23 protein-coding genes are annotated in these 25,445 nt (G+C 45.4%); 4 read left to right on the plus strand and 19 right to left on the minus strand.

Features of this window, described 5'->3' with window-relative positions; all coding sequences use genetic code 11:
* Positions 1-145: 145 nt before the first annotated feature.
* From dnm_RS18675 to dnm_RS18740, 14 genes are all read right to left on the minus strand, one after another.
* A complete protein-coding gene (locus dnm_RS18675; protein WP_207678421.1) occupies positions 146-2,131 on the minus strand; it encodes a glycosyl transferase in 1,986 nt (661 codons plus the stop codon).
* A gap of 288 nt (positions 2,132-2,419) precedes the next feature.
* A complete protein-coding gene (gene purM / locus dnm_RS18680; protein ID WP_207678422.1) occupies positions 2,420-3,463 on the minus strand; it encodes a phosphoribosylformylglycinamidine cyclo-ligase in 1,044 nt (347 codons plus the stop codon).
* Between the two features lie 689 nt (positions 3,464-4,152).
* Positions 4,153-4,533, minus strand: a complete 381-nt coding sequence (locus dnm_RS18685; RefSeq protein ID WP_207678423.1) for a hypothetical protein — start codon at positions 4,531-4,533, stop codon at positions 4,153-4,155.
* A gap of 13 nt (positions 4,534-4,546) precedes the next feature.
* Positions 4,547-6,100 carry a polyamine aminopropyltransferase gene (locus dnm_RS18690; protein WP_207678424.1) on the minus strand — a complete coding sequence of 518 codons (1,554 nt, stop codon included), beginning with the start codon at positions 6,098-6,100 and terminating at the stop codon, positions 4,547-4,549.
* A gap of 4 nt (positions 6,101-6,104) precedes the next feature.
* Complete coding sequence (locus dnm_RS18695; protein WP_207678425.1) at positions 6,105-6,320, minus strand: DUF350 domain-containing protein; 216 nt, start codon at positions 6,318-6,320, stop codon at positions 6,105-6,107.
* Between the two features lie 62 nt (positions 6,321-6,382).
* Positions 6,383-6,586 (minus strand): hypothetical protein, encoded by a 204-nt coding sequence (locus dnm_RS18700; RefSeq protein WP_207678426.1) that lies wholly within the window; start codon positions 6,584-6,586, stop codon positions 6,383-6,385.
* 29 nt (positions 6,587-6,615) lie between these two features.
* A complete protein-coding gene (locus dnm_RS18705) occupies positions 6,616-7,224 on the minus strand; it encodes a hypothetical protein (protein WP_207678427.1) in 609 nt (202 codons plus the stop codon).
* 582 nt (positions 7,225-7,806) lie between these two features.
* The gene (locus dnm_RS18710) at positions 7,807-8,031 is read right to left on the minus strand and encodes a hypothetical protein (protein ID WP_207678428.1); all 225 of its coding nucleotides are present in this window, start codon (positions 8,029-8,031) and stop codon (positions 7,807-7,809) included.
* Between the two features lie 281 nt (positions 8,032-8,312).
* Positions 8,313-9,815, minus strand: coding sequence for a class I adenylate-forming enzyme family protein (locus dnm_RS18715; protein ID WP_207678429.1), 1,503 nt, complete (start codon positions 9,813-9,815; stop codon positions 8,313-8,315).
* Between the two features lie 301 nt (positions 9,816-10,116).
* Positions 10,117-11,262: an acyl-CoA dehydrogenase family protein gene (locus dnm_RS18720; protein ID WP_207678430.1), complete on the minus strand. Its 1,146-nt coding sequence runs from the start codon at positions 11,260-11,262 to the stop codon at positions 10,117-10,119.
* A 75-nt stretch (positions 11,263-11,337) separates the two neighbouring features.
* A complete protein-coding gene (locus dnm_RS18725) occupies positions 11,338-12,309 on the minus strand; it encodes an electron transfer flavoprotein subunit alpha/FixB family protein (RefSeq protein WP_207678431.1) in 972 nt (323 codons plus the stop codon).
* Positions 12,310-13,101 carry an electron transfer flavoprotein subunit beta/FixA family protein gene (locus dnm_RS18730; protein WP_207678432.1) on the minus strand — a complete coding sequence of 264 codons (792 nt, stop codon included), beginning with the start codon at positions 13,099-13,101 and terminating at the stop codon, positions 12,310-12,312.
* Between the two features lie 86 nt (positions 13,102-13,187).
* Positions 13,188-15,179 carry a heterodisulfide reductase-related iron-sulfur binding cluster gene (locus dnm_RS18735; protein WP_207678433.1) on the minus strand — a complete coding sequence of 664 codons (1,992 nt, stop codon included), beginning with the start codon at positions 15,177-15,179 and terminating at the stop codon, positions 13,188-13,190.
* On the minus strand, positions 15,176-15,760 hold the full coding sequence (locus dnm_RS18740) for a TetR/AcrR family transcriptional regulator (protein ID WP_207678434.1): 585 nt from the start codon (positions 15,758-15,760) through the stop codon (positions 15,176-15,178). Before dnm_RS18740 ends, dnm_RS18735 begins: the two co-directional genes overlap by 4 nt.
* Positions 15,761-16,244: 484 nt before the next feature.
* Here dnm_RS18740 and dnm_RS18745 point away from each other — a divergent pair, with 484 nt between their 5' ends.
* Positions 16,245-16,445: a hypothetical protein gene (locus tag dnm_RS18745; RefSeq protein ID WP_207678435.1), complete on the plus strand. Its 201-nt coding sequence runs from the start codon at positions 16,245-16,247 to the stop codon at positions 16,443-16,445.
* Between the two features lie 27 nt (positions 16,446-16,472).
* Here the strand turns inward: dnm_RS18745 and dnm_RS18750 are convergent, their stop codons facing one another.
* Positions 16,473-17,411, minus strand: coding sequence for a polyprenyl-phosphate transporter (locus dnm_RS18750; RefSeq protein ID WP_207678436.1), 939 nt, complete (start codon positions 17,409-17,411; stop codon positions 16,473-16,475).
* A 20-nt stretch (positions 17,412-17,431) separates the two neighbouring features.
* On the minus strand, positions 17,432-18,091 hold the full coding sequence (locus tag dnm_RS18755; protein WP_207678437.1) for a protein-L-isoaspartate(D-aspartate) O-methyltransferase: 660 nt from the start codon (positions 18,089-18,091) through the stop codon (positions 17,432-17,434).
* A 429-nt stretch (positions 18,092-18,520) separates the two neighbouring features.
* Here dnm_RS18755 and dnm_RS18760 point away from each other — a divergent pair, with 429 nt between their 5' ends.
* Entirely contained in the window at positions 18,521-19,522 is a 1,002-nt protein-coding gene (locus dnm_RS18760; protein ID WP_207678438.1) for a potassium channel family protein, read from the plus strand.
* A gap of 96 nt (positions 19,523-19,618) precedes the next feature.
* Here dnm_RS18760 and dnm_RS18765 read toward each other — a convergent pair whose 3' ends face one another.
* Positions 19,619-20,209 carry a 5-formyltetrahydrofolate cyclo-ligase gene (locus tag dnm_RS18765; protein ID WP_207678439.1) on the minus strand — a complete coding sequence of 197 codons (591 nt, stop codon included), beginning with the start codon at positions 20,207-20,209 and terminating at the stop codon, positions 19,619-19,621.
* A gap of 322 nt (positions 20,210-20,531) precedes the next feature.
* Here dnm_RS18765 and serS point away from each other — a divergent pair, with 322 nt between their 5' ends.
* Positions 20,532-21,803 (plus strand): serine--tRNA ligase, encoded by a 1,272-nt coding sequence (serS, locus tag dnm_RS18770; RefSeq protein ID WP_207678440.1) that lies wholly within the window; start codon positions 20,532-20,534, stop codon positions 21,801-21,803.
* A 150-nt stretch (positions 21,804-21,953) separates the two neighbouring features.
* Here the strand turns inward: serS and dnm_RS18775 are convergent, their stop codons facing one another.
* Positions 21,954-23,480: a sigma 54-interacting transcriptional regulator gene (locus dnm_RS18775; protein ID WP_207678441.1), complete on the minus strand. Its 1,527-nt coding sequence runs from the start codon at positions 23,478-23,480 to the stop codon at positions 21,954-21,956.
* Positions 23,481-24,233: 753 nt separating this feature from the next.
* On the opposite strand from dnm_RS18775, the gene dnm_RS18780 reads away from it, so the two are divergent.
* Entirely contained in the window at positions 24,234-24,623 is a 390-nt protein-coding gene (locus tag dnm_RS18780) for a response regulator (RefSeq protein ID WP_207678442.1), read from the plus strand.
* A 12-nt stretch (positions 24,624-24,635) separates the two neighbouring features.
* On the opposite strand, the gene dnm_RS18785 is transcribed toward dnm_RS18780, so the two are convergent.
* Positions 24,636-25,436, minus strand: a complete 801-nt coding sequence (locus tag dnm_RS18785) for a ParA family protein (RefSeq protein WP_207678443.1) — start codon at positions 25,434-25,436, stop codon at positions 24,636-24,638.
* Positions 25,437-25,445: the final 9 nt, after the last annotated feature.

The following is a 25,445-nucleotide window of genomic DNA, read 5'->3' on the forward strand; positions in this document are numbered from 1 at the left end:
TTTGAAATTCGAAACTCGGAACCCGAAGCTTCATATATCATACAGCATCGTAACAGACACAAAATCCGTTATAATCAGCTACTATTTTAAGTGGGGGCAGTCATAAACTAACTCACTTTGTAACTCATATCCTTTTGCACTCCGGTCAGGGGGAATTTTCGATCTGCTGATGCTGGCTGTCCCGAAGATCAACGTCCTCAATATCAATGAAAAACCATTTTAAAAACAGGCCGTTTGCTTTGCAAAATTCCTTAACAGCGTCAATATTTCTTGAATCTCTGTTGTTAAATGATATGAGCATCCCTCGGACGCGGTATTTTATAACAAGCAGTTCAGCTTCCTGAAAACTGCCGAGTATGGGATATCCCTGAAGTTTTTTTCCGAATTTCAACGGATCATCATCAATGAAGCCCACAGGTTTTATTTCCCGTTTCTTGTTATTTAATATCTCCCGCACCAGTATCTCACCGCCCCGGCCTGCGCCATAGATCAGAACAGGCTCACCTTTAAGGGTTTTGCGTTTCATTGTATCCAGGGAAATGCGAAAAGACCCGCGGCTTCCGAGGATAAGGCCGGTTGTCAGAAGCCAGTCTATCACAAATATTCCTTTTGAAAAATCATCAAACCGGTAAATAAACGTGACCGTGACAACAGACAACAGTGTGGCGACCACAGACGCTTTAAGATATACGAACACATCATTTGTACTCATATAACGCCAGATCCCTCTGTAAATTCCCATGGTAAAGAACGCCACAAATTTGCACGCGATCACGGCCGGGAGTGAATGCAGAAACACTTTGAAATAAACATGGAATTCTTTGGAATCAAAGCGGAGGCGATAGGAAAGATAATACGCAAACGCGATGAGACAGAAATCAAGCATCACCAGGATGATCTGCCGTTTGTAGGTCAGGTCAATGAGTATGGGCGTGTAAGCGCGGCCCCGTAAAAGTGAAAATTCTTTTTCAGGATAGACGCGTATCTGAGCCAGATAAGTTGCCATCAGAAGAATCGAAAGGGCCAGCGGAATAATCACAGCCGGTGATGTTAATGAGTCATTTCTGCTTACAAACAGAGCTGCCACACCTGATATGGCACCAATTCCATATAAGGAGATCACTGCTCCTTTTTCACTGAATCCCATGAGAACCAGCCGGTGGGAGGTATGGTCTTTTCCCCCGACCGAAGCCTTGCGACCGCTTAAAAGCCGTATGAATGTAACCATTGTGGTGTCCAGAATCGGGACCATCAGTATCATGACAGGGACAGCGTAAGATGATAATTTGCTGGCTGTTCCTGTTTCGGAATAGTGAAGACTCAGCATTGAAAGCATAAAGCCGATCATGAGGCTGCCGCAGTCTCCCATAAAAATTGAAGCCGGGTTGAAGTTATAGAACAGAAAGGCCGTGAGCGAACCGGCAAGGATCATGGCCACAAATGCGGCGATATCCGGCCCGCTTTCTGTTTCAAAACCGCGTATGGAAATTTCTGTTGCGGCCGCGCCCCAGCTCTCCCGAATTCCAAAGTCCCAGCCCGGAAGGGAAAGGACATTTCGAACGTCTCCTGTAAATAACAGCACAAGGTACAACGCCGCAATTACCCCCACGCCCGCGCATAACCCGTCCATGTTGTCAATCAGGTTAAACGCATTGGTGATTCCCACGATCCAGACGATGGTGACAATGGTGTCCGATGTCAGGGAGGTAAACCAGTGGAGCCTGAATCCCAGAAAAGTGACCATTGAGGCGACCAGTATTTGTCCCACCAGTTTTGTATGAGGTTTGATATGAATGAAATCATCCAACAGCCCCAGAATAAAAAGAAGGGTCATGCCAATCCATATCACAGCGTCTATTGAGGGTCCCCCGCTGTGCCCCGCTGTTCTTATGACATGAGGCAGAATGGTCGTAAAATCCGCAACAAAAAAAAGGGGAATGGCCATACCCAGATATATGGCAATTCCGCCGGTGATCGCGGTGGGTTTATTATGCCACCGCTCCTTTCTGGGATATGCTATCCAGCCTTTTTTTATTGCAATACGTCGGACAATGGGTGTAAAAGCAAGACATAAAAAGAATGATATAAAAGAGAAATATAACATATTGACAACAAAAAAAACGGCCAGCATCAGACAGATTTCCCCCTTCTCAGGATTGTAAGACCTCAGAAGTTTCCAACAGTCTCATCCCCTGACCTTTAACATAAATTACCAACTGATTTTTTAAAAGAACTATGCTTCTTATCTGTCGCTACACCTTCCAGGTGTTTGTTTTTTTGGGCACTCAGCTCTTACAAAGGGTTTTTCCCTGCTGGCCCTTTGCAATCCACTCAGTGAGTCTCGAAAAATATCTCACTATTTTTTTGAAAAAATTGTCTTGTTTTAAAAAAAATGACATACCAGTTTTATTTTTCATGGTCAGCTCCATTTAAACCGTGTATCCGAAGTTTTCCCTGACACAACCTCTCCGATGACAGAAGGATTTTCATTCATGGCACTGAGGCGTTCCAGAACATCCGAAGCTGCTTTTTCAGGCACAACAGCAATCAGACCGATGCCATTGTTAAATGTGCGCATCATCTCTGTGTGAGATACGTTTCCCGCGTTCTGAAGAAAATCAAAAACAGGCGGTATTTCCCAACTGTTTTTATACATCACGACATTACATGCTTCCGGTATAATCCGAATGATATTTTCCGGGATGCCGCCGCCGGTGACATGGACCAGCCCGTGAACCGGCAGGTCTTTTTTAATGAGCCGAATTGTTTCTGTATATATTCTTGTCGGTGTAAGCAGTTCCTCACCGATGGTCTGCCCGAATTCCGGTATGTGTGTATCAATTTTTAATTTCAGGATATCAAAGCATATTTTCCGTACCAGCGAAAATCCGTTACTGTGAAGCCCGCTCGAGGGAATGCCGATAAGTCTGTGTCCCACACGGATTTCCGAGCCGTCAATGATTTTGTTGTTATCCACGATGCCCACAACAAATCCGGCCAGATCATATTCATTCTCTTTGTAAAGTCCCGGCATTTCAGCGGTTTCACCCCCGATCAGGGCACACCCGGCATCCCGGCATCCTTCACCGACTCCCTTGATGATGTCCGTGGCAATTCCGGTGTCCAGCTTTCCTGTCGAAAGATAGTCCAGAAAGAAAAGAGGCTTTGCTCCCATTACCGCGATATCATTGACACTCATGGCAACAAGATCAATGCCGATGGTGTTATGCTTGTTCATCATAAAGGCGATTTTGAGTTTGGTTCCCACACCGTCTGTGGAGCTTACGAGAACGGGACTTTCCATATTGGCGAGGTTGGGGGAGAAAAGCCCTCCGAAACCGCCGATTTCACCAATAACACCGGATACGGCTGTCTGCTTTGCAATATCTTTAATTGTGCCTATCAGCCTGTTTGCCTTATCAATGTCAACGCCTGCATCCGCGTAAGTAAGAGATTCTGCCATATTGATCTGTTCCTTAAAATGTACTCAGTTAAAAAGACTTCTGATTCTGTCAATAAATTATCTGCCAATGCAAAGATAGCGGGGCAAAAAGAGTTTTAATCCGCACCGCTTTTTTGCGCCCGCTTCGCTGTTATTCCAGTTTGGGAGGGAGTGTGGATTTTTACTCATTAATTATATTTCTCATATGAAGTTCCATGAGGTCCTTCATTTCAGAATGGTGTTGAAGAACAAAATGTTAACCACGAACCACACAAAAAAAACAGAGTGAATATGATTTCATGTTGTTCGCGGTTAAAAGTCAGTTTTATAATTTCTCGCGGATAAGTCTGTAAATTTTTATGTTTTAATAAAATTAACGAGTTATCTGCTTAATTATCAACGTTTTTTGGTCAGGGCGTGGTGTTCTGTTTATTTTATTTAAATTACAAAGTGTTAGCTTAAAATATCAAAACGTGCGGACCTGTCCACTTTTTTTAACTCGATCATAAAGTTTTTTTTCTGTCATTCCTGCTTTCGCGGGCTTCGGTGTGAGTTCAGACTTCGGCGGGCTCAGTCGGGTCGTCGAGCAAAATGACAAATTTTTCGGCCGGACCGGATCAGAACATTTAATTATCGAATTTAAGATATAAAACTAAACTGATTCAAAATAAAAGTCAACAGAATTTCAGAAGTTGTTTTAATTAAATAAATCATATAATTATTTCTTTTATAACAATAACTGACCCGATAATTTCATAGGGCAAAAATTTTTTCCGGAGTGCAAAAATAGAGCGAAGCGATTTTTTGCATAATTTTTTTTCCGGAGTGCAAAAATAGAGCGAAGCGATTTTTTGCATAATTTTTTTTCCGGAGTGCAAAAATAGAGCGAAGCGATTTTTTGCATAATTTTTTTCCGGAGTGCAAAAATAGAGCGAAGCGGTTTTTTGCATAATTTTTTTTCCGGAGTGCAAAAATAGAGCGAAGCGGTTTTTTGCATAATTTTTTTCCCGGAGTGCAAAAATAGAGCGAAGCGATTTTTTGCATAATTTTTTTTCCGGAGTGCAAAAATAGAGCGAAGCGGTTTTTTGCATAATCAGCAGCAGATCATTTGTTAAACTTTTTCCAGCCGCTTTTATAATAATTATACAAAACCGGATGATCCATGCGGTTGATTTGTATATCTTCGGACGGTTGCATATCTCTGGAAAAGCTGAACATGGCATAAAGCGTTTCCGAATTTAAAAACCGGGTGGGAACTGAGGGGGAGAGTGTTTTCAGAATAATTTTCCGCTTTCCGGCAAGAACAAAGCCCCACTCTCCAAATGAGGGCACATTGACATGATAGGGTGCGGTAAAGATTTCTGAAACAATCGGATGGCCGGATACAGATTCCCTGATTGTTTTCACAATACACCAGAACGCGTCCGGGGCAAAAAAAGGGGAGGTTGCCTGAGTGACCAAAAGTCCTTCCTGTGAAAGGCAGCGGACGCAGAGGGCATAAAAAGATTTGGAATAAAGCTTGGACAGCGATTCTGAATTGGGGTCAGGAAGATCTGTGATGATCACATCGAAAAAACCCCGTGTATTTTCCAAGAATTTCATGGCATCTGTGTTGACAACAGAGACTTTGGGAGAATTGAGTGCCCCCTTGTTCATCGCCACAAACTCGGGGCGGTTTCTGGCAAGCTCGGTTATGGCAGGGTCAATATCAGCCAGAACAACATGCTTTACCGTGTCATATTTCAGGACTTCCCTTGCGGCCATGCCGTCGCCGCCGCCCAGAATCAGGATGTTTTGCGGATTCGGGCTGGCTTCCATGACCGGAATCACGAGAGCCTCATGGTATCGCGCTTCGTCAATTGAACAGAACTGAATATGACCGTTCAGATACAAACGGATGTCATCCCGCCACCGGGTCAGAACAATGCGCTGATAACGCGTTGTTTTTGTGTAAACAATGCTGTCCTGATACAGCATATCCTCCATAAATCCGACCAGGCGTGTGGAAAAGAACAGAGCTGAGAAAAGGAGAACCCCTGTCAGTATAAGACGTATGATGACCCCGCGTCCGGGACCGGAGAGAAGTCTGGCTCCTCCGCCCGCGACTGCGAGATTCAGGAGTCCGAACACCACCGAGGCCCGGCTCAGTCCCAGAAAAGGAAGCGCCAGCAGCGGAAACGCGAAGGAGCCTGCCAACGCGCCCGCGTAGTCCAGGGCCAGCACATGACTGACGGATTCTGAGAAATCCTGGTTTTCTTGTAATATTCTTATCAGCAGAGGGATTTCAATACCAATGAGTATTCCCAGAAGTGCGCAAAGGGAATAGAAAAATATCGGAAAGAGAGCGTCCGCGAAAGCGCTCATTGCAAACATGGCAATAGAACTGCATCCCCCGAGGAGCGCGATCCATATCTCGATCTCAATAAAGATTTTAAGGAGTTCCCGGGTGATGAATTTGGCCAGAAAGGACCCCGCCCCCATGGCACACAGGAAAACCCCGATCACCAGCGAAAACTGTGTGACCGCATCACCCATGAGATAACTGGATACAGCTCCGGCAACCAGTTCATAGACCAGACCACAGGCAGCGACAACAAACACCGAACATAAAAGCAGAATCCGGCCTCCCCGGGATATTCCCTGCTGTGTTTTTATCATCTTATTATGTGATGGCTGAGGCAATGATAATGGCTAAAGCGATGACCACGGATCCGATGATAATCGCCAGGGCAATGTTCTGATCCTCCTCAATTTCTTTACGGACAGAGAACGGCGTGAGTTTTTCAAAAATCAGATAGCCCAGACCGAATATGATCAGCCCCAGCACAACATAAACGAGCGTCAGTATCAGTTGGACAATATGCGTTTGTGTGAACATTTTTCCTCCCAATTCTCAATTTTCAATTCTCAATTCTCAATTACTTTCTTCTCAATTCTCAATTACTTTCCGCCGCGAAGACCCCCGCCATAATGAGAGCGGGTGTGGTAATAAGAAAAAAAACCTATGCCTCCGGTTCTGAGACTTTTTTGCCTCAGACTGAGGCCCGCGGGGTGTTCGATATCTTCGGCTCCGATTTTACCAAGCACGGCCATGAGCGAACAGCCTGAAATACTGAGCAGAAGGATTATTGCAATGATTTTCATTGAAGTTTACTCCTGATATGCCGAAGTTATCAACTGTCAGTTTTCAGCATTTTTTTTCTCCATTCAGAGTAAGCGATAAAGCTAATCAAAAGAATTATACACGAAAAAATAAAGGCAAAAATAGAAAAGGATGGTGTCACCGCCCCTGATTTCACCTGAATTTCTGCTCCGTGAGACGACGTTGCAGCATCGCTTATGTTTCCTCCGGCACTGACAGCATGGACAAGAAGCCGATAATTCCCTGGCTGGGGAATTCTGACATATGCTGAATCTCTCCGGCTGCCCTCACTCCAGCTTTCGCCACCTTCCACGCCATGATAATACGAAAGATCACTGTCATAAACATGAATGACTTTGTCATCGCTCCGGACAACAGCCACATCCAGGGCCATCCAGGCGTTATTCAGGGAAGTGCTGACACTTATTTTGATGATATCATCTGTGTCCTGAACAGTGAAAGGTTTTGAGTAAGCTTCATTGGTCAGCTGGGAGGGAGAGAAATTCTGAACAAGAACAAGGTTTCCGGACATGATGCAGTGATATACAAGAACAGCGTTGCATACGGTAGCGGCCATGGCTATCAGTATCAGGCCTGCATACCAATTAAGGGTACGAGCTTCATCAGTTCCTTTGTTCATTGACACTGTTCCTCCGGCCAGTTTCGGTTTGTTTGTTACCCGGCGAACTCTGATTTCCGTGGCTCCCATTAATTTTTATTTTTGAGTAACAGAAACCTGAGGCTATTTTATTTGTGTAAACAAATATATTGCATATGCAATACAAAAATTCAAGCCTTTTTGATCATGACCAAAAGGGGGGTAAAACCAAGCCCTGTAAGGGCGGCATATTTGTAGCAGCAGGTTTGCAGGCCCCCTGCCAAGCCCCGTAAGGGCGGCCCGGCATGACGGATGCTACAAACATGCCGCCCCCACGGGGCTTTGCCGGCCCTCCCCTAAATTCGTTATAATCAGGTTTTTTTATAGACAAAAGAACAAAACTATAGATTTAAAGAAAATGTCTCTCAGTCCGGAGTGCCAAACTTGCAGTCTGGCAATATTTTTGATGCCCGGAGACCGGACATTTCTGCCAAACCTCAAGTTTGTCACTCCGGACATAAAGTCTGTACGATTTTGCAAATTATCCGAAACAATTTGCAACATTGTGCTACGATTCAGAAAAATAAAGAATTGCTTTTCAGATATTATGAAACGTTTTGAAAATCATATAAGAATCAGAATTTTTTTCTTATCTGATTTCTTTGTAATTGTTGTCAGATTTGAAGCAGGGTGAAGAGAAGGACTATAAAAAGACAGAACAGTAAAATCCATCAGTTTAAGGAGCAGATAAACAGAAAATACAGGAGGCAGTTTGACAGGTATACCTGAAAAGAGCGCATTCCCATTTTCCTGGTCATCACTGTAAGTATCTGATTTATAACGATTCAATTTTATAATCGTTTTAAGATCAAATCAGTTAAATCAGTTGGTTGCATAAGATACCGGGAAAATGGGAATGCGCCCCCTGAAAACTATAAGAATATCTTTTTGAAATTATTTTATTTTTTATTAATATTCATCCCTGTGGTGTACGACCAAATAAATTTTGAGGGATGAAGACCTCCGAGGTTTTGAAAACCTCGGAGGTCTGACATCCGGCTCACCTGTCAGAACTTATTTGGTCGGACAGTAGTTTCATTTTTCACAACAAAATATTATTCAGAATCCGCTTAACTTTCCAATGCCTGATCCCTCAGCACCCGCTTGAGGATTTTTCCGGTGGCACTTTTGGGCAACTCATCTACAAAATCAACCGCGGCAGGCGCTTTGTAAACAGCCATGTTTTCGCGGCAGAATGCAATGATATCATTATCAGTCACCTGCTCCCCTTCCTTAGGCACAACTGCTGCCCGGACAATTTCTCCTTTTTCGGGATGGGGCACGCCGTAAACAGCCAGTTCTTTTATCGCAGGATGACGGTAGAGATGCTGCTCAACTTCGGCCGGCCATACCTTGAAACCTGACACATTGATCATGTCTTTGACCCGGTCCACAATAAAAACATATCCCTCATCATCCATTGTGCCGGTGTCACCGGAGTGGAGCCAGCCGTTTCGCAGGGCTTTTTCGGTTTCTTCGGGCCTGTTCCAGTAACCTTTCATTACTCCGGGACCTTTGATACAGATTTCTCCCCATGTTCCCAGAGGAACTTCCTTGTCATTTTCATCAAGAATACAGACCTCAACATTTTCCACAGGTGTGCCTACACTGCCGAATTTATGGCGGAAATCATGATTATAACAGGCAAACGGCGAAGACTCGGTCAGGCCATATCCTTCATATATGGGGCGGCCAAAGCGTTCTTTCCAGCGTGACCAGATTTCCTGAGGCAAGGTGCTGGCAGCGGAGAATTCATAGCGGATCGAAGAAAGATCATATGGGGAAAGATCCATATTCAGCAATGAAATATAGATGGTCGGCACAGCAAAAAACATGGAAACATGGTTTTTTGCGATGGAAGTAAGCACTTCGTCCGGTACAAACCGGCGGTATAACGCAAGAGTTGCACAGGACATAAAGGTCGCGTTCATCACATAGTTCTGTCCAAAAACGTGGAAAATGGGCAGAAACAACGCTGTGGAATCATCCAATCCGAACTTGGAGTGGTGCGCTGCCGACCACGAGTTGGAAATAACGTTTCCGTGGGTGAGGGTGGCTCCCTTTGGTGCGCCTGTGGTACCGGAGGTATAGAGCAGCACTGCGGAATCTTCCGGGTTCATATTCACAGTTACAATCTGCTCAGAACCCTTGGCGATCCAGTCTTCCAATGTGGGATTGCCCTGGGCATCGCCTTCGCACACCAGCACATGCTTCAGATTTGTATAGCTGTCCCGTGAGACATTGGGCAGCAGCTCGCCAACTGTGCAAAGCACCACGGAACCGGAATCATTGACAACATATTCGAGTTCTGCGGCTTTGAGCATGGGATTGACTGAAACAGCGATTGCCCCAATTTTTACCGCTGCGAGATAACATATCACAAATTCGGGGATGTTGGGCAGATAAAGGGATACCCGGTCTCCTTGTTGCACGCCATTTGCTTTAAACGCATTGGCCAATCGGCTGACACGGCTGTTCAGGTCGGCGTATCGGATATTTTTGCCTTCAAAAACAATAGCAGTCTTATCTGGAAAAAATTTTGCTGCCTGTACGATATGCTGGGAAATATTCATAACTCTCTCCTATGTAAATCGAAACTGGAAACTGGAAACTGGAAACTGGAAATCCGGAAGTGACGCGGATTTTCTCTTGTGTGCATATGTAAGTACCAGATCAAAAGTTTTTTATATATCTTATTTCCTGTGAACGGCGGAGAAACCCGGCTTTTTCCTTCAGAGTCGGTGAATCATTCCGGGAAAAAAGCCGGGTTTCTTCCCCCGGGCAAGTATCGAAAACTTATGGTTAGGTACTTAACACTGTTCCGAGTTTCAAGTTTCGAGTTTCGAGTTTCAAGTTTCAAGTTTCAAGTTTCATTTAAGATTGAAGCAGGGAGCGTGAGATAATGGTTTTTTCCATCTCTTTGGTTCCCTCATAGATTTCCAGAACCTTGGCCGCCCGATAAAGCCGATTGACCTTGGTTTCGTCTATAAAGCCGTAGCCGCCGTGCATCTGAACCGCCTCATCCGCGCATCGCACAGCAATCTCCCCTGCGTACCATTTTGCCATGGCGATCAGGGCATGATCCGGTTTTCCCTTGTCCACGGTCCAGGCTGCTTCATAATAGAGATTCCGGGCAGCTCTGACCAGCGTGGCCATCTCGGCGATCTTGAACTGAATGCTCTGAAACGAGGCCAGGGGCTTGCCGAACTGATATCTTTCCTTTACATGACGGATGGATTCCTCCAACGCGGCCTGGGCAAGTCCCACACCCTGAGCGCAGACATGGGGGCGGGTTCTGTTAAAAAATTCCATGAGCTGGGAAAACCCCTTGCCTTCCTTGCCTACAAGGTTCTCCAGGGGAACCCGGACGTTGCTCAGAGAAATTTCAGAAGTGTCCGATGCCCGTATCCCCATTTTACCGTGGATTTTATCTGCCTCCAATCCGGGAGCCTCTGTGGGGACCAGAATAAAACTGTGTTGTTTATGACGGGAGGAATTCTCCGGATCGGTCTGACAGAAGACCACCAGATTTTTGGCAGTGCTTCCGTTTGTGATAAACATCTTGTTGCCGTTAATCACCCAGCTGTCACCGTCTCTGACAGCCTTGGTGGTGGCACTGGCCGGATCAGATCCGGCATTGGGTTCTGTGATGGCTGTGCCGATCATGGCTTTTCCTTCCACCAGATCAGGAAGGATGGCCTGTTTCTGTTCTTCTGATCCAAAGAGCAGCAAAAGCTCCGCACCGAAGCTGGCGGACATAATGGCCTGTCCGATGCCCGGGTCTGCTGCCCAGAATTCCTCGGTTATGAGGGAATGCTCGAAAAATCCCATGCCCGCGCCGCCATATTCCTCATCTATAAAGACCCCCACAAAACCGAATTCACAGGCTTTGCGCCAAAGGTCAAGGTCAAATGTTTCCTGGCGGTCAAATTCCAAAGCCCGGTCAGGAAACTCTCCTTCTGCGAATTTTCGTGCGGCCTTTTTGATATCCCTTTGTTCTTTGGTCAGTTTGAAACTCATAGACAGTCTCCGATTGAAAGTTTGCAAATTGAAAAATAAATCATTGTTTGAAAAAAACTCCGCTCTGATGAACGATTAAGCGTTTTTGAACTTCTCCGTGAGTACGGGAATCACCTGGAGCAGATCGCCCACAATGCCGTAATGAGCCACGCTGAAAATAGGCGCTGCCGCGTCTGTGTTCACAGCAATGATGGTGTCGGCATTCTTCATTCCGGCCTGATGCTGAAACGCGCCGCTGATACCCAGGGCAATATATATCTTAGGCTTTACAGTTTTTCCGGAAACCCCTACCTGACGGCTTTTGGGAAGCCATTCTTTGTCAGCCACAGGCCGGGAACAGGAAACCGTCGCACCGATGGCTGTCGCGAACTCCTCAACCATCGGAATGTTTTCCGGCTTTCCGATCCCCCGTCCTACGGATACCAGAATATCCGCGGCCGCGATGTCCACATCTTCTGTTTCAGAGGTCAGATATTCCAGAAAATGCCTTCCTCTCAGGTTGGTCCACTCTGGCACGGGAATGGTATCTGTTTCCGCGGATTTTCCCAAATCCCCTGCATCTGGAAAGCATCCGGGTCTGACAGTGACCATGTAAGTTGCCGAAGGCTTGAGCGACAGTTCCGCGTTGATCTTACCGCCGAAAACCTGCCGGGTCGCTTCAAGCGTATCCCCTGTGAGCCGGACATCCATACAGTCTGTTGCCAGGGGTGCGCCAGTTCGCACGGAAAGAGGCGGGGCAAGGTCCATCCCGGCTGATGTATGTCCGATCAGAACCAGACGGGGGGTTTTCTCCTTAATGATTCCCTCCAATGCGGCAAGATAATAATCCGCATTGTAGTCCGCCAGTTCGGGCGCGTCCATGACAAGCACACGGTCAGATGCTTTTTGTAATTTTTCCTGTATATCTCCGGTGTCCTTCCCGAGAAGCACCGAGGTCACGGTCATATCGTTTTCTTTTGCCAGACTGTTTCCGAGATTCAGCATTTCAAAGGTGATGTCCCGAATCTCCCCCTGCCGATGTTCCGCTATAACGAAAATGTTTTCCATTTAGACCAGCCCTCCTTTGTCCTGAATAATCTGGGCAGCCTTGTTACAGATATCATCAAGACTACCTGTGAGCATTTCCGCGGCCCCACCTATTGAGGGAATCACCAGTTTCCGGGACGTGACGCAGGACCCTTCCGCGCCAATCTCATCTTCAGACAGGTTCAGTTCGTCCGCGTCGGTTTCTTTAATCTTAATCTTACGAACCTTTTTGATGCCCAGAATGGAGACGTATCGGGGAGTATTGATGCCCGTCTGAACTGTCATTGCCGCAGGCAGCGGAAGCTCAACTTTTTCCTGGGTGTCGGATTCCAGTTCTCTGAACACCGTTGCCTTGCCATCTCCCATTTCAATGCCCACAACCAGAGACGCGTACGGCAGTCCCAGAAGTTCTGCAAGGATAAGTCCCACCTGGCCCCAGCTGTTATCTGAACTTTGGACACCTGTGAGGAGAATATCAAAAGAAAGGTCTTTTACAACGCCGTGAAGCCCCTTTGCGATTCCCGCGGCATCTGACATCTCAAATCCGTCCTCATCAATAAGAATCGCTTCATCAGCCCCCATAGCGAGGGACTGTCTCAGCACATCCTCACAATCCTCATCCCCCAGGGTTATCACTGTCACATGGCCGCCATGGGCCTCTTTGAGACGGACGGCTTCCTCGACCGCGTAGTTGTCCCATTCGTTGATCTCAAATTCCAGGTCCTCCCGGTCAATGTCACTGCCTTTCCTGTTGATTTCAAGATCCGCGTCACTTACTTCGGGAACCTGTTTTACACAAACCACAATGTTCATAATTGCCTCCCAATTTTCAATATTTCGCAATCAGATCGGTTCTGTCAATTTGGTAAGAAACGAATTTTTTAAAAAAATCAGTTTCGTTATTTAAGCTCCAGGGCCATGGCAACCAGTTCGTTCAAATCCATGATCCGCAATTTATTCTCCAACCCTGATGTCTTGAGTGCGTCTTCCAGCATGATCAGACAGAGGGGACATGCGGTAATCACCACATCCGCGCCCGTGGCTGCTGCCTCCTGCATCCGAATCTCGGACATTTTGGGGTCTCCGTCCATTTCCTCCTGCCACATCCGGTCGCCGCCGCCGCCGCAACAGAGACTGTTCTCCCTGTGGTGCGTCATTTCCAGAAGCTTCACTCCGGGAATCGCCCGGATGACTTCCCTGGGAGCGTCAAAGATCCGGTTGTACCGCCCCAGATAACAGGGGTCATGATAGGTGACTTTCAATCCCAGGGAATTCTCAAATTTCAGCGATCCTTTGCCCAGGAGTTCGGCCAGCACCTCTGTATAGTGGCGCACCCGGAATGACACCTGCTCATCCGGCTCTCTCAGTGTCATGTAAGGCGGATATTCGTTTCGGAATGTGTGAAAGCAATGAGGAGAAGAGGTCACCACGTCCTGAATCCCGCAACTTTGGAAAAGGTCGCTGCAATCCTCCATTTTCATTTCAAAAAGCCCGTCCTCTCCGGCACGGCGTGCAATATCTCCGCAACAGGGTTCCTTTTTTCCCAAGGTACCAAAAGGAACCTCCGCATGATTCAGTATCTTCACAAAAGACTGAGCCAATGCCTGGGCGCGAAGTTCCATGGAAGTGGTGCAGCCCACGAAATAACACAGACGATTCCCATCCGCTTCTTTGGTCAGGTTCGGGATGTCCAAATCCGAAGCCCATTTGGCCCGTTTCTTTTTGGTGGCTTCCCAGGGATTGTGATATTTATAAACATTTTTCAGGGACCGGGCCAGCAGGTCAGGCATCTCGGTTCCCTGTTCCACGACTTTTGACCTCGCGCTTCGGATGGCGTCCGGAGTGGCAACATACACCGGACAGACTTCGAGGCATGCCCGGCAGGTGGTGCAATGCCATATTTTGGACGCGTCAAACTGTCCGTTTTCGGTTCCTCTTTGTTCCATCCAATTTTTGAATCTGTCAACGCTGTTTAAAAGATGATAATCTGTCAGAAGCCCTTGTTTGGCCCATGCAATAAAATCTCTGGGCGTAAATGGTTCTCCTGCTCCGGCAGAGGGGCAGACCTCCACGCAGCGACCGCATCGGGTACATGCGTCAAAAAAAATGGCTTCCCGGTAGGAAAAGACTTCTTCTTCCCTTGATTCCACCGGTATGATCTGAAGCGGCTGGTTTTCCAGGTAAATACTCACAGGCGCGGCCAGTATGTGAAAAAGTTTGGAAAAAGGAATATACGCGATGAATCCCATACTCAGCAATGCATGAAGCCACCAGAACCAGGGATAGGCAGACATCGCCTCTTTCTGACCACTCCACAGATGGCTCAGTCCGTATCCCACAAATGACCAGCCTGCCCATTCCGGGGACTGGGCACCAAGGCGGGAGCCTTCTGCCAGATAGCCTGAAATTGCAACGGCCAGGAGCCATACCGGAACCAGAAGGTCCTCAAACCGTCTTTCCAGACGCGGCACACGCTGGACATAGCGACGGATCAATGCCCATATAAGACCGGTAATGAGCATCAGACCGGCGAGTTCCAGACAAAACGAATACAACAGATAAAAAGAACCATGCAGAAAGGGAAACATCCAGTAATCAGCAGACAGGGCAAGTGTTCCCACAAAGAGTATTAAAAACCCCCATATAATAAGGCCATGCATCGTTCCCGCGGCAACATCTCCTTTAAAAATACGAGTTCCCAAGATACCTTCTTTGATAACCTTGAAGATATCCTTCAGGGAGAACGAGACGGATTGCCGCTTAATGCCCTTTCTCCACACAGATACATGAATGGCGATGCCGAGTCCGAGGACTGTCAGCGTTGCTATTGCCAGCAGGTAAAATATCCAAACGGGCTGGATATGCCAATAAGACACGCGAAAAGGTATCATGATTTCAAAATCCCCCTTGTAAAAATTTCCACAAAAAAATTAGCCAGATCATCCGGCATTATTCTTCCGTCTTTGTTGTACCATTTAACAGTGTAGTGGACCATGCCGAAAAATGCGAAAGTCGCCACAGTCGGATCAATATCCTTCATTTTATGATCGGTCGCGAGTTCATCCAGGATGGACTTGATCAGAAACACATATTCCCTTTGTCTTTCGCGGAGGAGCACATAATGACGTTCGCTCAGGGAGTGCATCTCGCTGACCAGGAGCGTCAGACTCTCCTGATCCCCCGCGTAATACCGGGTATAAAACGCTAGAATTCTGCTCAGTTTCTCCTCTGCTGAAATATCGGATGTGCAGATGTCATTCAGGACAGGCAGTCCCTTGTCCATGGCATCATTCATCAGCGTGTAAAGAATATCTTCCTTGCTTTTAAAATAATGATAAAGGGATGCCTGATTCATGCCCAGTTCTCTGGCGACTTCCCGCATCGAGGTGGCATGATAACCTTTGTCCGCGAACAGACGCGCCACCACCTGCTTTATTTCCTCGGCTCTTTCCAGATTCTTTGGTTTTGCCATTCCCCCTCCTTAAAACAAACGTTCGTTTGATTCAAAAATAAAAAAAATTATCTCAGTGTCGCATCCGTCAGAGAGTCTGTATCTGATATCTGTCTATTCCCAAACAAACGTTTGATTTAAATAACGGTAAAAAAAAATTATGTCAAGCTTTTTTTTAATGTGCTTCAAATTTAATATGAAAAAGCTTCAGTCAGTTCCTTAACCGATTATATATATTTCCCATTTGTCCGCTCACATTTTCAGAACAATTCGCAACATTGTTCCACTGGTCAGAAAACGTGCAAACGTACTACACCACTTTGAAAGTTTGTCACCCCCTTTAATGCGTTTGCCAGTTCTTATAAAATCAGCCTGTTGTGTTCTGTAAAGGGGGTAATGTATTTACGAAGTGGTGTAGTACATTTGGACTGTTATGGTCATATACACTTGTGCCAGGGCCTGAGCATGGGCAACATGTGGCAACGTCCGCTTTCTGAACTGGTGCTTGAATACGATGCTGGCTCGCCATCCGATATGCGGTCCGCTGACCAAAGGCGGCTCCGCCCTGTTGGCGAGGCAATATGATTTGGAACCTGAGGCAGGATATGTTGATGAATGCCGTTTCTGCTATCTTGTCCGTCGCGCGCTTACAGACAGGTTGCCGGAATATCTGGGTCCGAGGCAGGTCTATGGATTCGAAGAGTAATTGATCAGGGTTCGGACAATCAGCGTCTCATGCTTTGAAGGAATTTTCAGGGGACATTTTCTCAAGGTAATACACCACCGCAAAGCCGATAATTCCCAGTGCCACAGCGTAAATCAGATACGGTTCTTTCCCTGTTATGTCAAAATAAGCAGTGGGCAAGATATTTTGTTCGATCAGCGGTTTTATTTCGCCTTTGTGGGTGGTGTAAGTTTCAATGACCTTTTTCCAGGGCCACACCTTGTTGAGGGAGCCGACCATGATGCCGGTCAGCGCGGCAATGGTGATATTATGAAAACGCCTGAGCGTCCAGTTCAGCAAATGCGAAAATGACAAAATCCCTATTGCAGCGCCGCTTGAAAAAATAATGATCACCAGCAGATTAAACTCTTTCAGTGCGCTCAGTACATATTCATACATCCCCAGCAGCACCAGAATAAAACTCCCTGAAATACCGGGCAGGATCATGGCGCAAATGGCAATCATCCCCGAAATAAAAACAAACCATAATGTGGCCGAAGTTTCAGCAGGCGTTGCCACTGTAATGTAATATCCGAACAATATGCCCAGCAATCCGCTGATAATGACAGGCCCGTTCCATTGTTCTATTTTTTTACTTACCACAATAGCGGATGCCACCACCAGACCGAAAAAAAATGCCCAGAGCATTTCAGGATAGTATTTCAGACAATACAGGATCAGCCTTGAGAGTGAAAGAATGGCCGTGCCTATGCCGGAGAGTAAGACAAGCAGAAAAATACCGTTCACATGGTTCCAAAAGCCTTTTATATCGTATTGAAACAATAAACGAACCGCTTTCCTGTCAAATGAACGGAGAGAATTTACAAGCACTTCATATATCCCTGAAATAAAAGCAATTGTACCGCCGGACACACCGGGGACAGCATCAGCGCAACCCATTGCGATTCCTTTAAAGTACAGAATCAGAAAATTTTTTAATCCTCTCATTATCCTCCTTTATCCGTCACCTATGATTCTTTCCATCCGTGTTCGCCCACAAGTTTTACAAACCTGCATCCGCCAAGCTTTGTTATATGAATCCCTTTTTGGTCTTTATATATTTTAACCAATTCCTGTGAATACTGATTTCCGACAGGTATGATCATCCGCCCTCCCACAGCTAACTGGCTGATCAGAGGAGCAGGTATGTCAGGCGAGCCGGCCGTGACAATAATGGCGTCAAAAGGGCTTTCGTCTTTCCATCCGAAAGTGCCGTCAGAATACCGGGTCACGATATTGTGATAGCGAAGCATGTCAAACAGTTTGCGTGTTTTGGTGAAAAGTGTATGTATCCGCTCGACAGTGTAAACCCGGAAGACAATTTCAGCAAGAATTGCAGCCTGATATCCTGATCCTGTTCCGATTTCAAGCACCCGGTCTTCTTCATTCAGTTGCAATGCCTGGGTCATTTCCGCCACGATATAAGGCTGTGAAATGGTCTGCTGTTCTCCGATGGGAAGGGGATAATCACCATAAGCCTGATCAATCAACGCCTCATTCACGAAAAGATGCCGCGGGACCTTCCGCATGGCCGCGAGGACCTTCGCATCTGTTATTCCGCGCGCCTGAATTTGCTTTCTGACCATTTCATCACGCTGGCGGTCATATTTCATAAATTCTTTTTCCATAATTCACGTTTTTTATCAAATGAACTGTTTTACGTCAAGAATTTAACGCTTGAAAATTAAATTGATTTTTGTTAAATCAGACAATATATGAAAGTGTCAGGTGTTAGGTGTTAAGTGTTAGGAAAAAATATGAATATTTCATGTTTTGTTGTGATCGCGGGGTGATGACTGTTATTTGAACAATATATTTATGGCATCCTTCATTTAGGGATTTCCCCAAAAATAAAATACCCGCCTTGTGCGGTGGGTTGCGCTTCGCTCCACCCACCCTACATTTTTTGTATCGGGCATATTATTTATTTCGAGTTCCCTTAGCAGTTCACTCTTTGCTGTAAAATAATTTTGCAGTTCGGAAAAAGTGCAAATCACTTTTCAGCTTTTGTGAAGGATGCCATATTTATTAATAAAAGCGTTGTATCGCAGGGACACGTGGACAATACAAGACATCTCATTATATCAGGCTTTTTATCAATATTCATTGCTGTATGCGGCACTCTCGGGTACATGATAATCGAGGGCTGGGATATTTTCGATTCTGTTTATATGACGGTTATTACCCTTGCCACTGTGGGATATGGCGAAGTTCATGAAGTGAGCAGACTCGGGCGGATCTATACCATGTTTCTTATCTTCATCGGAGGCGGTTTCTGTGTCTATGTCGCGGGGCTGGCCGTACAGTTTATGGTGGAGGGACAGATCAGAGCTATTCTGGGGAGAAAAAGATTGGACAGAAAAATCAGACGGTTGAAAGATCATTACATTATATGCGGATATGGGCGCATTGGTCGGGTCCTTTGCAGTAAATTAAAAAAAGGCAAGTCTTTTGATCTGGTGGTTATCGAAAAAAACAGAAAACTGGTTCCCGTGATGGATGAAGATAAGATTCTTTATATCGCCGGAGATGCCGCGGATGAAACAAATCTGATCAATGCACATATAAAACGCGCCAAATGCCTGGTTGCTGTTCTGGCTACGGATATTGATAATGTCTATCTTGTCCTGACGGCAAGACAACTGAACCCGGATATTTATATCATGGCACGGGCAGGGAGCCAGGAAGCAAAGTCTAAACTACGGGCGGCCGGAGCAAACAAAGTGGAATCACCATATGAGATGGGCGCACTGAGCATGGCTCAGAGAATACTTCGTCCCACAGTGACAAATTTTCTGGACCTCGCCCTTGCTTACAAGCATAAAGATATCCAGATGGAAGAGATACCTGTCACTGCTTCCTCTGAACTGGCAGATGTGATGTTGAAAGATTCAGGTATCCGACAAAATTACAATCTGATTATCATTGCAATAAAAAAACCTGATGGCAGTATGCTGTTTAATCCTTCATTTGACACCAGGCTTAATGCCGGAGATACAGTCATCACGGTAGGGGAAGGGGCAAATCTCAACAAACTGGAAAAAGTATTAAATCCGTGAATTTGTGATTTGTGATTTGGAATTTGTGATTTGAAATCAGAGTACGGACCAATCCTCAATCCCAAGTCACAAATCCCCGGTTCCCAATCTCCCAATTTAAATTTTATAAATTATCCGTTTATCTGTAATAATAATGTCAACATGCCTATCATGAGACTGCATTGGTACCTGCTGAACGATCTGACTCTCAAAGGCAAGTCCGACCTTTCGCGTGGTGGCTGACAGTTTCGGGATAAGCTTGTCATAATATCCGTCCCCTGATCCGAGGCGTGATCCTTTTTCGTCAAATGCAACTCCTGGAATAATTGCGATGTCAACACGTTCAATAGGTACTTTTTTACATCTGCTTTCATCTGGTTCCAGAATACCTTTTGAACCCAGTTTCATGTCCTCACCAAGATTATCAACTTTCATCAGTTTTATTTTATATTTTTCTGTGGAATTAAAGGCAGGAAGAACGACAATTTTATTGTAAGCAAGGCATCTTTTCAATATTCCCCGCGTGTTCACCTCAGCGCCGAAATTTACATAAAGCAACGGAATTTTTGATTCCAGAAAATTAGCAAAGTCAAAAAGCCGGTCTTCCAATCTTCTTATTTTAGCGGATCGCTCGCTGTCGGAAAGTTCGTTCAGCATTTTGGTGATGTTATCACGTAATTCACGTTTTCTTTCTTTAATTTCCTCCATATATCCTCTCCAAGGCAAGTATGTTTGATATAAGCATACGAATTTCGACTAGAGTCAACTTATAATAATCATTGACTAAACAGCCTGTCTATGATACGGATTCCGGCATTCTGCCTGATATTGGATCAATGGTGGCAAACCAACTAAGTTACTGATCGCCATAAATACGACACAGGTTGTAGAAAAGCTTGCTAAAATTATATTTTAGCTTACACCCGAAGGAGTGTCAAAATTATATTTTAGCATGTACTCAGATACCGGATGCGTAATTTACGGTGATTTATACCAAGATAATTATTATTCTTTGAATATAGGGATGATTATGCTGGAAATCAAGTTTGTGAGACAAAATTTGTCAGAGGTTCAGAAATCGCTTTCAACGCGAGGAGATACAGCCGATCTGGAAACATTCAAGACCTGTGATGCCAAACGCAGGGAAATATTACAGGAGATTGAAGATTTAAGGCACCGCCGGAATGTGGTTTCCGAAGACATTGCAAAAATGAAAAAAAAAGGGGAAGACGCTGAAAGCCTTGTGCTTGAAATGCGTGAAGTTTCAGGTAAAATTAAGGAACTGGACAAAATTTTGTCAGAACATGAAGAAATCATCAGTAAAATTCTTATGGGACTGCCAAATATCCCCCATTCGTCGGTTCCTGTGGGAAAAAATGAAACAGATAATCCCATGATAAAACAGGTCGGCAAAAGACCGGTTACTGACTTTGAACCCAAAGCGCACTGGGACCTGGGAGAAAACCTCGGCATACTTGATTTTGACAGGGCTGCCAAAATTACTGGCGCACGGTTCCCGCTGTATCTGGGAGCAGGGGCAAGACTGGAGCGGGCTTTGATCAATTTTATGCTCGATATTCACACCGCAGAACATGGTTACAAAGAGACCCTGCCGCCTTTTATGGTAAATCGCCAGACCATGACTGGCACGGGCCAGTTGCCCAAATTTGAAGAAGACCTCTTTAAATTGGAAAACTGGGATTATTTCCTGATTCCCACCGCGGAAGTTCCTGTGACCAACATCCATCAGGGGGAAATTCTGGATGAAGCGTCTCTGCCGCTTTATTATACAGCTTATACGCCGTGTTTCCGTTCCGAAGCCGGGTCTTACGGAAAGGATACCAGGGGACTGATCCGACAGCACCAGTTCAACAAGGTGGAACTGGTCAAGTTTGTCAAACCGGAAACCTCTTATGATGAGCTTGAAAGCCTTTTGGATAATGCGGAAACCATTTTAAAACGCCTTGAAATTCCTTATCAGGTCATTGCGCTTTGCACAGGTGACTTGGGATTTTCCGCGGCAAAGACATACGATATTGAAGTCTGGATGCCGGCCCAGGGCGTTTACAGGGAAATTTCATCGTGCAGCAATTTTGAAGACTTTCAGGCCAGACGGGCGAATATCCGCTTTAAGAGAAAAGGGAAAAAAGGCACAGAACTGATTCATACATTAAACGGGTCAGGTCTTGCCGTGGGGCGGACCTTCGCGGCAATCCTTGAAAATTATCAGCAGGCGGACGGATCTGTGATTATCCCTGAAGCGTTAAGGCCGTATATGGGAGGAATGGATAAAATATCGTAAAAAATCTGCATGGATTGGTGATAACCAAGGATTTTTTATTCCTGAAAATTTCTTGGTTATCTCCTGCGTTATTTGCATGGATCAGTGATAAGCGAGGATTCTCTATGGCATAATCCACCAAAGTCCCTGCTTATCAATCATCCATGCAGATCATCGGTAATAATGATATTCTATGCCGTACTTTTTTGACTTGTAGGCAAATTTTCTTACCGTTGTTTTAAGCAGCCGGGAAGCCTGAGTGATATTTCCCCGCGTATTTTTTAACGCATCAATGAGCATTTCTTTTTCCAGATTCCCCAGGGCTTCATCAAGTGACCGGCTGGGCAGCGTGTCGGATTCAGTGCCGGTTTGCAATGTGGGCGGAAGATGATAACTGTTAATCACCCCCTCTTCGCACAAAAGCACGGCGCGCTCAATGCAGTTTTCAAGCTCTCTCACATTTCCGGGCCAATGGTAATCCATGAGCATATCAATGGCAGGCGTGGAAAATCGCCGGATATCTTTAAGATTTTCCTTGGCGTATTTTTCAAGAAAATGGTCGGCCAGCAGGAGAATGTCTGTCTTTCGTTCTCGCAACGGAGGCATATAGATAGGAAAAACATTCAGACGATAATACAAATCTCCCCTGAATGTTTCGTCATCAACTGCCTTCTCCAGATTTTTATTGGTCGCGGCAATGATCCGGACATCTGTTTTAATTGTCTTATGTCCTCCCACACGCTCAAATTCTTTTTCCTGTAGCACACGGAGAAGACGAACTTGCACATCCGGGCTGATCGAGCCGATTTCGTCAAGAAAAAGTGTTCCCTTATGCGCCAGCTCAAACCGCCCTAATTTCTGTCTGACAGCCCCGGTAAACGAGCCTTTTTCATGCCCGAACAGCTCGCTTTCAATCAGATTGGAAGGAATTGCCGCACAGTTCAGCTTGACAAAAGTGTTTTTTACTCTGAGACTGTTATAATGTATGGAATTGGCGACAAGCTCCTTACCTGTGCCGCTTTCGCCCCGAATCAGGACAGTGGCGTTGCTTTTGGAAACTTGGGTGATCATCTGAAAGACTTCCCGCATTTTGTTGCTGTTTCCGATGATATTGGTGATGCGGTATTTGTTTTCCAGCTCATTCCGGAGCCTTTTGTTCTCTTCTCTTAATTGCTCTTTTTCCAGACGAATGGTTTCCAAATTAATCACATGCCGGGCAAGCATGGTCGCCACCACTGACAGAAGTTTCTTCCCTTGTTTCAGCGGGTAGGATTCGTCAAAGGGCTTGTCAACACTTAACGCTCCGATGACCTGATTGCTCTTTTTCACAGGGACACATATAAAGGACATTTCCTGATGATCAATTTTTATTTTTCGGGAATGTGTCCGGTCAAGAAACAAAGGTTCCTCACTGATTTTAGGGATAGCCACAGGCACTCCGGTTTCAATGACTTTGCCAGTGATTCCCTCTCCCAATTTGTATTTCACGTTTTCAATGGCGGTTCTGGAAAGGCCATGGGCCACTTCTATGACAATTTCATCCCGCAGAGGGTGCAGGATGGTGACAGTGCCGCGCACCATGCCCATTGAATTAGACAGAATATCCAAAACTTTGTATAAAGATTTCTTCAGTTCCAGGTGTTCGTTGAGTGCTTTGCTGATTTCGTAGAGTAAGGTAACTTCTTCTATCTTTTTCATGGCATATTCTAACACGTTGTCTCATTGATTAGTTTTTTAATTCCGCTTCCCGCGACGAGATATTTGCAGAAGGATATGTTTCATGTTTCCGAGTCCCGCAGGAGCCGTATATTACAGCATAAGCGTCCCGCTCGCGAACACGTCGTATCCGAATTTTAAATCATATCAGGCTATTTTTCAAGCATTAAATGAACTATTGTCCGACCGCACTGATTATGACGGGCTGTTCGGATGTAAAACAATTTTTCAAATTATTTTTTCGGACAATCTGAAAAACTGTCCTTCATGCTTTCGGATTTTCCGAATTTCTCCCACCCCTCATGTTTAATGCGGTGAGCTGCTATTCTTTTCTCCTGTTAATCTGTTTCAGCCTTTTTCCAAAACATGCCCTGGTATGTTTATTCGGTAGTGTTCTAAAACCGAACTAAAACTTTTTAACCTGTTGAATCAATCTGGCAAATATCAGATCAAGTTCAGTTTTGGAACACCACCGTTTATTCTTGAAAATCGCCTGACAGCCACTGGTGATTTTCGACCTGCTATTATCTTTCAGGCAATTTTTGTGCCATGACAATGTTAAATCTTCCAACTGTTGAACTGTCTGCTATTTTTCTGTTGAAATTCCCTCCTGCTTACTATAATATTCTGCCATGTTAAAACTGATGCCAGTGACTGACCACAAAACTATCTGATTTCTTTATTCAACCTGATCTGCCTGACTGTGTGATTGCTACGTTGAAAGGATAATCCGAGATGAAACATATAATCGTTGCAGACGACGATCCTTTGATAAGAAGGCTTCTCCGGTCCGTGTTAGAGGACGGAGGCTACAGAGTAACAGAGGCATCGGACGGCAAAATAACCATAAAACTTTATCGTCAGAAACCTGCGGATCTTGTTATACTGGATCTTATTATGCCGGAAAAGGAAGGCATAGAAACCATTATAGAACTCAGGCGTGATTTCCCGAATATTAAGATTATCAGCATATCCGGAGGGCTTATGGGCGAGGCAGAGGCATTCTTAGACGCGGCCAGAAAACTTGGCGCGTTGCGGACATTTAAAAAACCTTTAAATCCTTTTGAAATGCTTAGAGCGGTAAAAGAACTGACCGGGGAAAAAAAAAACAGATCAGATATCTGATATCGGATACGCTCAGAAGAGTCCTTCGACATCCTTGTCACTTATATCTTTTTTTCGGCCGCTCAGTTCTCTCGTCTTCAGCTCCATTGCCAGATTCATATATGCGCGTGCGGCAGATTCTCCGCCGGGAATCAGTGCCACAGGCGCTGCTTTGACACTGGCGGTTTCAAAAGACTCATCAAAAGGGATCACCGTTTGAAACAGCACTGATGGCGGAACAGCGTTTCTGAGTTCTTCGCAGAACTCAGAGTCCTGCGGATCAATCATTGTGATGATCACTCCTTCTATGTAAAGGTCAGGGTTAAGTTTTTCCCTGATTTTCTGTGTCAGTCTGAGAAAGGAAGGAAGCGTTCTGACAGCGATGGTCCGGCAATGTATGGGCATGAGAATGCTGCTGCTTATACCGAGCAATGCTGTGACAATATTGCCGATGCCGGCCGGAGAATCTATGAAAACATAGTCATATGCCTTGGCAATGGAACGGATTATTTTTCCAAGATTCCCCTTTCTGGCTTCTCTTTCAAAAAAGAAGACATCCTCAGGTTCAGTAATACCGTTCCCCGCGATAGCCATTAAATTATCTTTGGTATAAACAACAACATCCTCGGGCAAAGCATCATTTTTCAGGAGATTCACCAATCCCAGAGTTGTCCGTTTTTTCAAGTTGCTGGCAATAGCCATTGCCCCCTGGGGGTCCGAATCTATCAGCAGAACCTTCTGACCAAATCGGCTCAGGCTGAATCCGAGATTCAATGCGGTTGTTGTTTTACCAACACCTCCCTTATGACATGCAACCGTAATAATTTTTCCCATTTTGAGACT

The sequence above is a fragment of the Desulfonema magnum genome (genome assembly GCF_017377395.1).
Lineage (GTDB): Bacteria > Desulfobacterota > Desulfobacteria > Desulfobacterales > 4be13 > Desulfonema_C > Desulfonema_C magnum.

Coding starts and splice junctions, on each gene's coding strand:
- dnm_RS18675 (WP_207678421.1), bottom strand. CDS start 2,131: ATGCTGGCCGTTTTTTTTGTTGTCAATATGTTATATTTCTCTTTTATA.
- purM (WP_207678422.1), bottom strand. CDS start 3,463: ATGGCAGAATCTCTTACTTACGCGGATGCAGGCGTTGACATTGATAAG.
- dnm_RS18685 (WP_207678423.1), bottom strand. CDS start 4,533: ATGCAAAAAACCGCTTCGCTCTATTTTTGCACTCCGGAAAAAAAATTA.
- dnm_RS18690 (WP_207678424.1), bottom strand. CDS start 6,100: ATGATAAAAACACAGCAGGGAATATCCCGGGGAGGCCGGATTCTGCTT.
- dnm_RS18695 (WP_207678425.1), bottom strand. CDS start 6,320: ATGTTCACACAAACGCATATTGTCCAACTGATACTGACGCTCGTTTAT.
- dnm_RS18700 (WP_207678426.1), bottom strand. CDS start 6,586: ATGAAAATCATTGCAATAATCCTTCTGCTCAGTATTTCAGGCTGTTCG.
- dnm_RS18705 (WP_207678427.1), bottom strand. CDS start 7,224: ATGAACAAAGGAACTGATGAAGCTCGTACCCTTAATTGGTATGCAGGC.
- dnm_RS18715 (WP_207678429.1), bottom strand. CDS start 9,815: ATGAATATTTCCCAGCATATCGTACAGGCAGCAAAATTTTTTCCAGAT.
- dnm_RS18720 (WP_207678430.1), bottom strand. CDS start 11,262: ATGAGTTTCAAACTGACCAAAGAACAAAGGGATATCAAAAAGGCCGCA.
- dnm_RS18725 (WP_207678431.1), bottom strand. CDS start 12,309: ATGGAAAACATTTTCGTTATAGCGGAACATCGGCAGGGGGAGATTCGG.
- dnm_RS18730 (WP_207678432.1), bottom strand. CDS start 13,101: ATGAACATTGTGGTTTGTGTAAAACAGGTTCCCGAAGTAAGTGACGCG.
- dnm_RS18735 (WP_207678433.1), bottom strand. CDS start 15,179: ATGATACCTTTTCGCGTGTCTTATTGGCATATCCAGCCCGTTTGGATA.
- dnm_RS18740 (WP_207678434.1), bottom strand. CDS start 15,760: ATGGCAAAACCAAAGAATCTGGAAAGAGCCGAGGAAATAAAGCAGGTG.
- dnm_RS18750 (WP_207678436.1), bottom strand. CDS start 17,411: ATGAGAGGATTAAAAAATTTTCTGATTCTGTACTTTAAAGGAATCGCA.
- dnm_RS18755 (WP_207678437.1), bottom strand. CDS start 18,091: ATGGAAAAAGAATTTATGAAATATGACCGCCAGCGTGATGAAATGGTC.
- dnm_RS18765 (WP_207678439.1), bottom strand. CDS start 20,209: ATGGAGGAAATTAAAGAAAGAAAACGTGAATTACGTGATAACATCACC.
- serS (WP_207678440.1), top strand. CDS start 20,532: ATGCTGGAAATCAAGTTTGTGAGACAAAATTTGTCAGAGGTTCAGAAA.
- dnm_RS18775 (WP_207678441.1), bottom strand. CDS start 23,480: ATGAAAAAGATAGAAGAAGTTACCTTACTCTACGAAATCAGCAAAGCA.
- dnm_RS18780 (WP_207678442.1), top strand. CDS start 24,234: ATGAAACATATAATCGTTGCAGACGACGATCCTTTGATAAGAAGGCTT.
- dnm_RS18785 (WP_207678443.1), bottom strand. CDS start 25,436: ATGGGAAAAATTATTACGGTTGCATGTCATAAGGGAGGTGTTGGTAAA.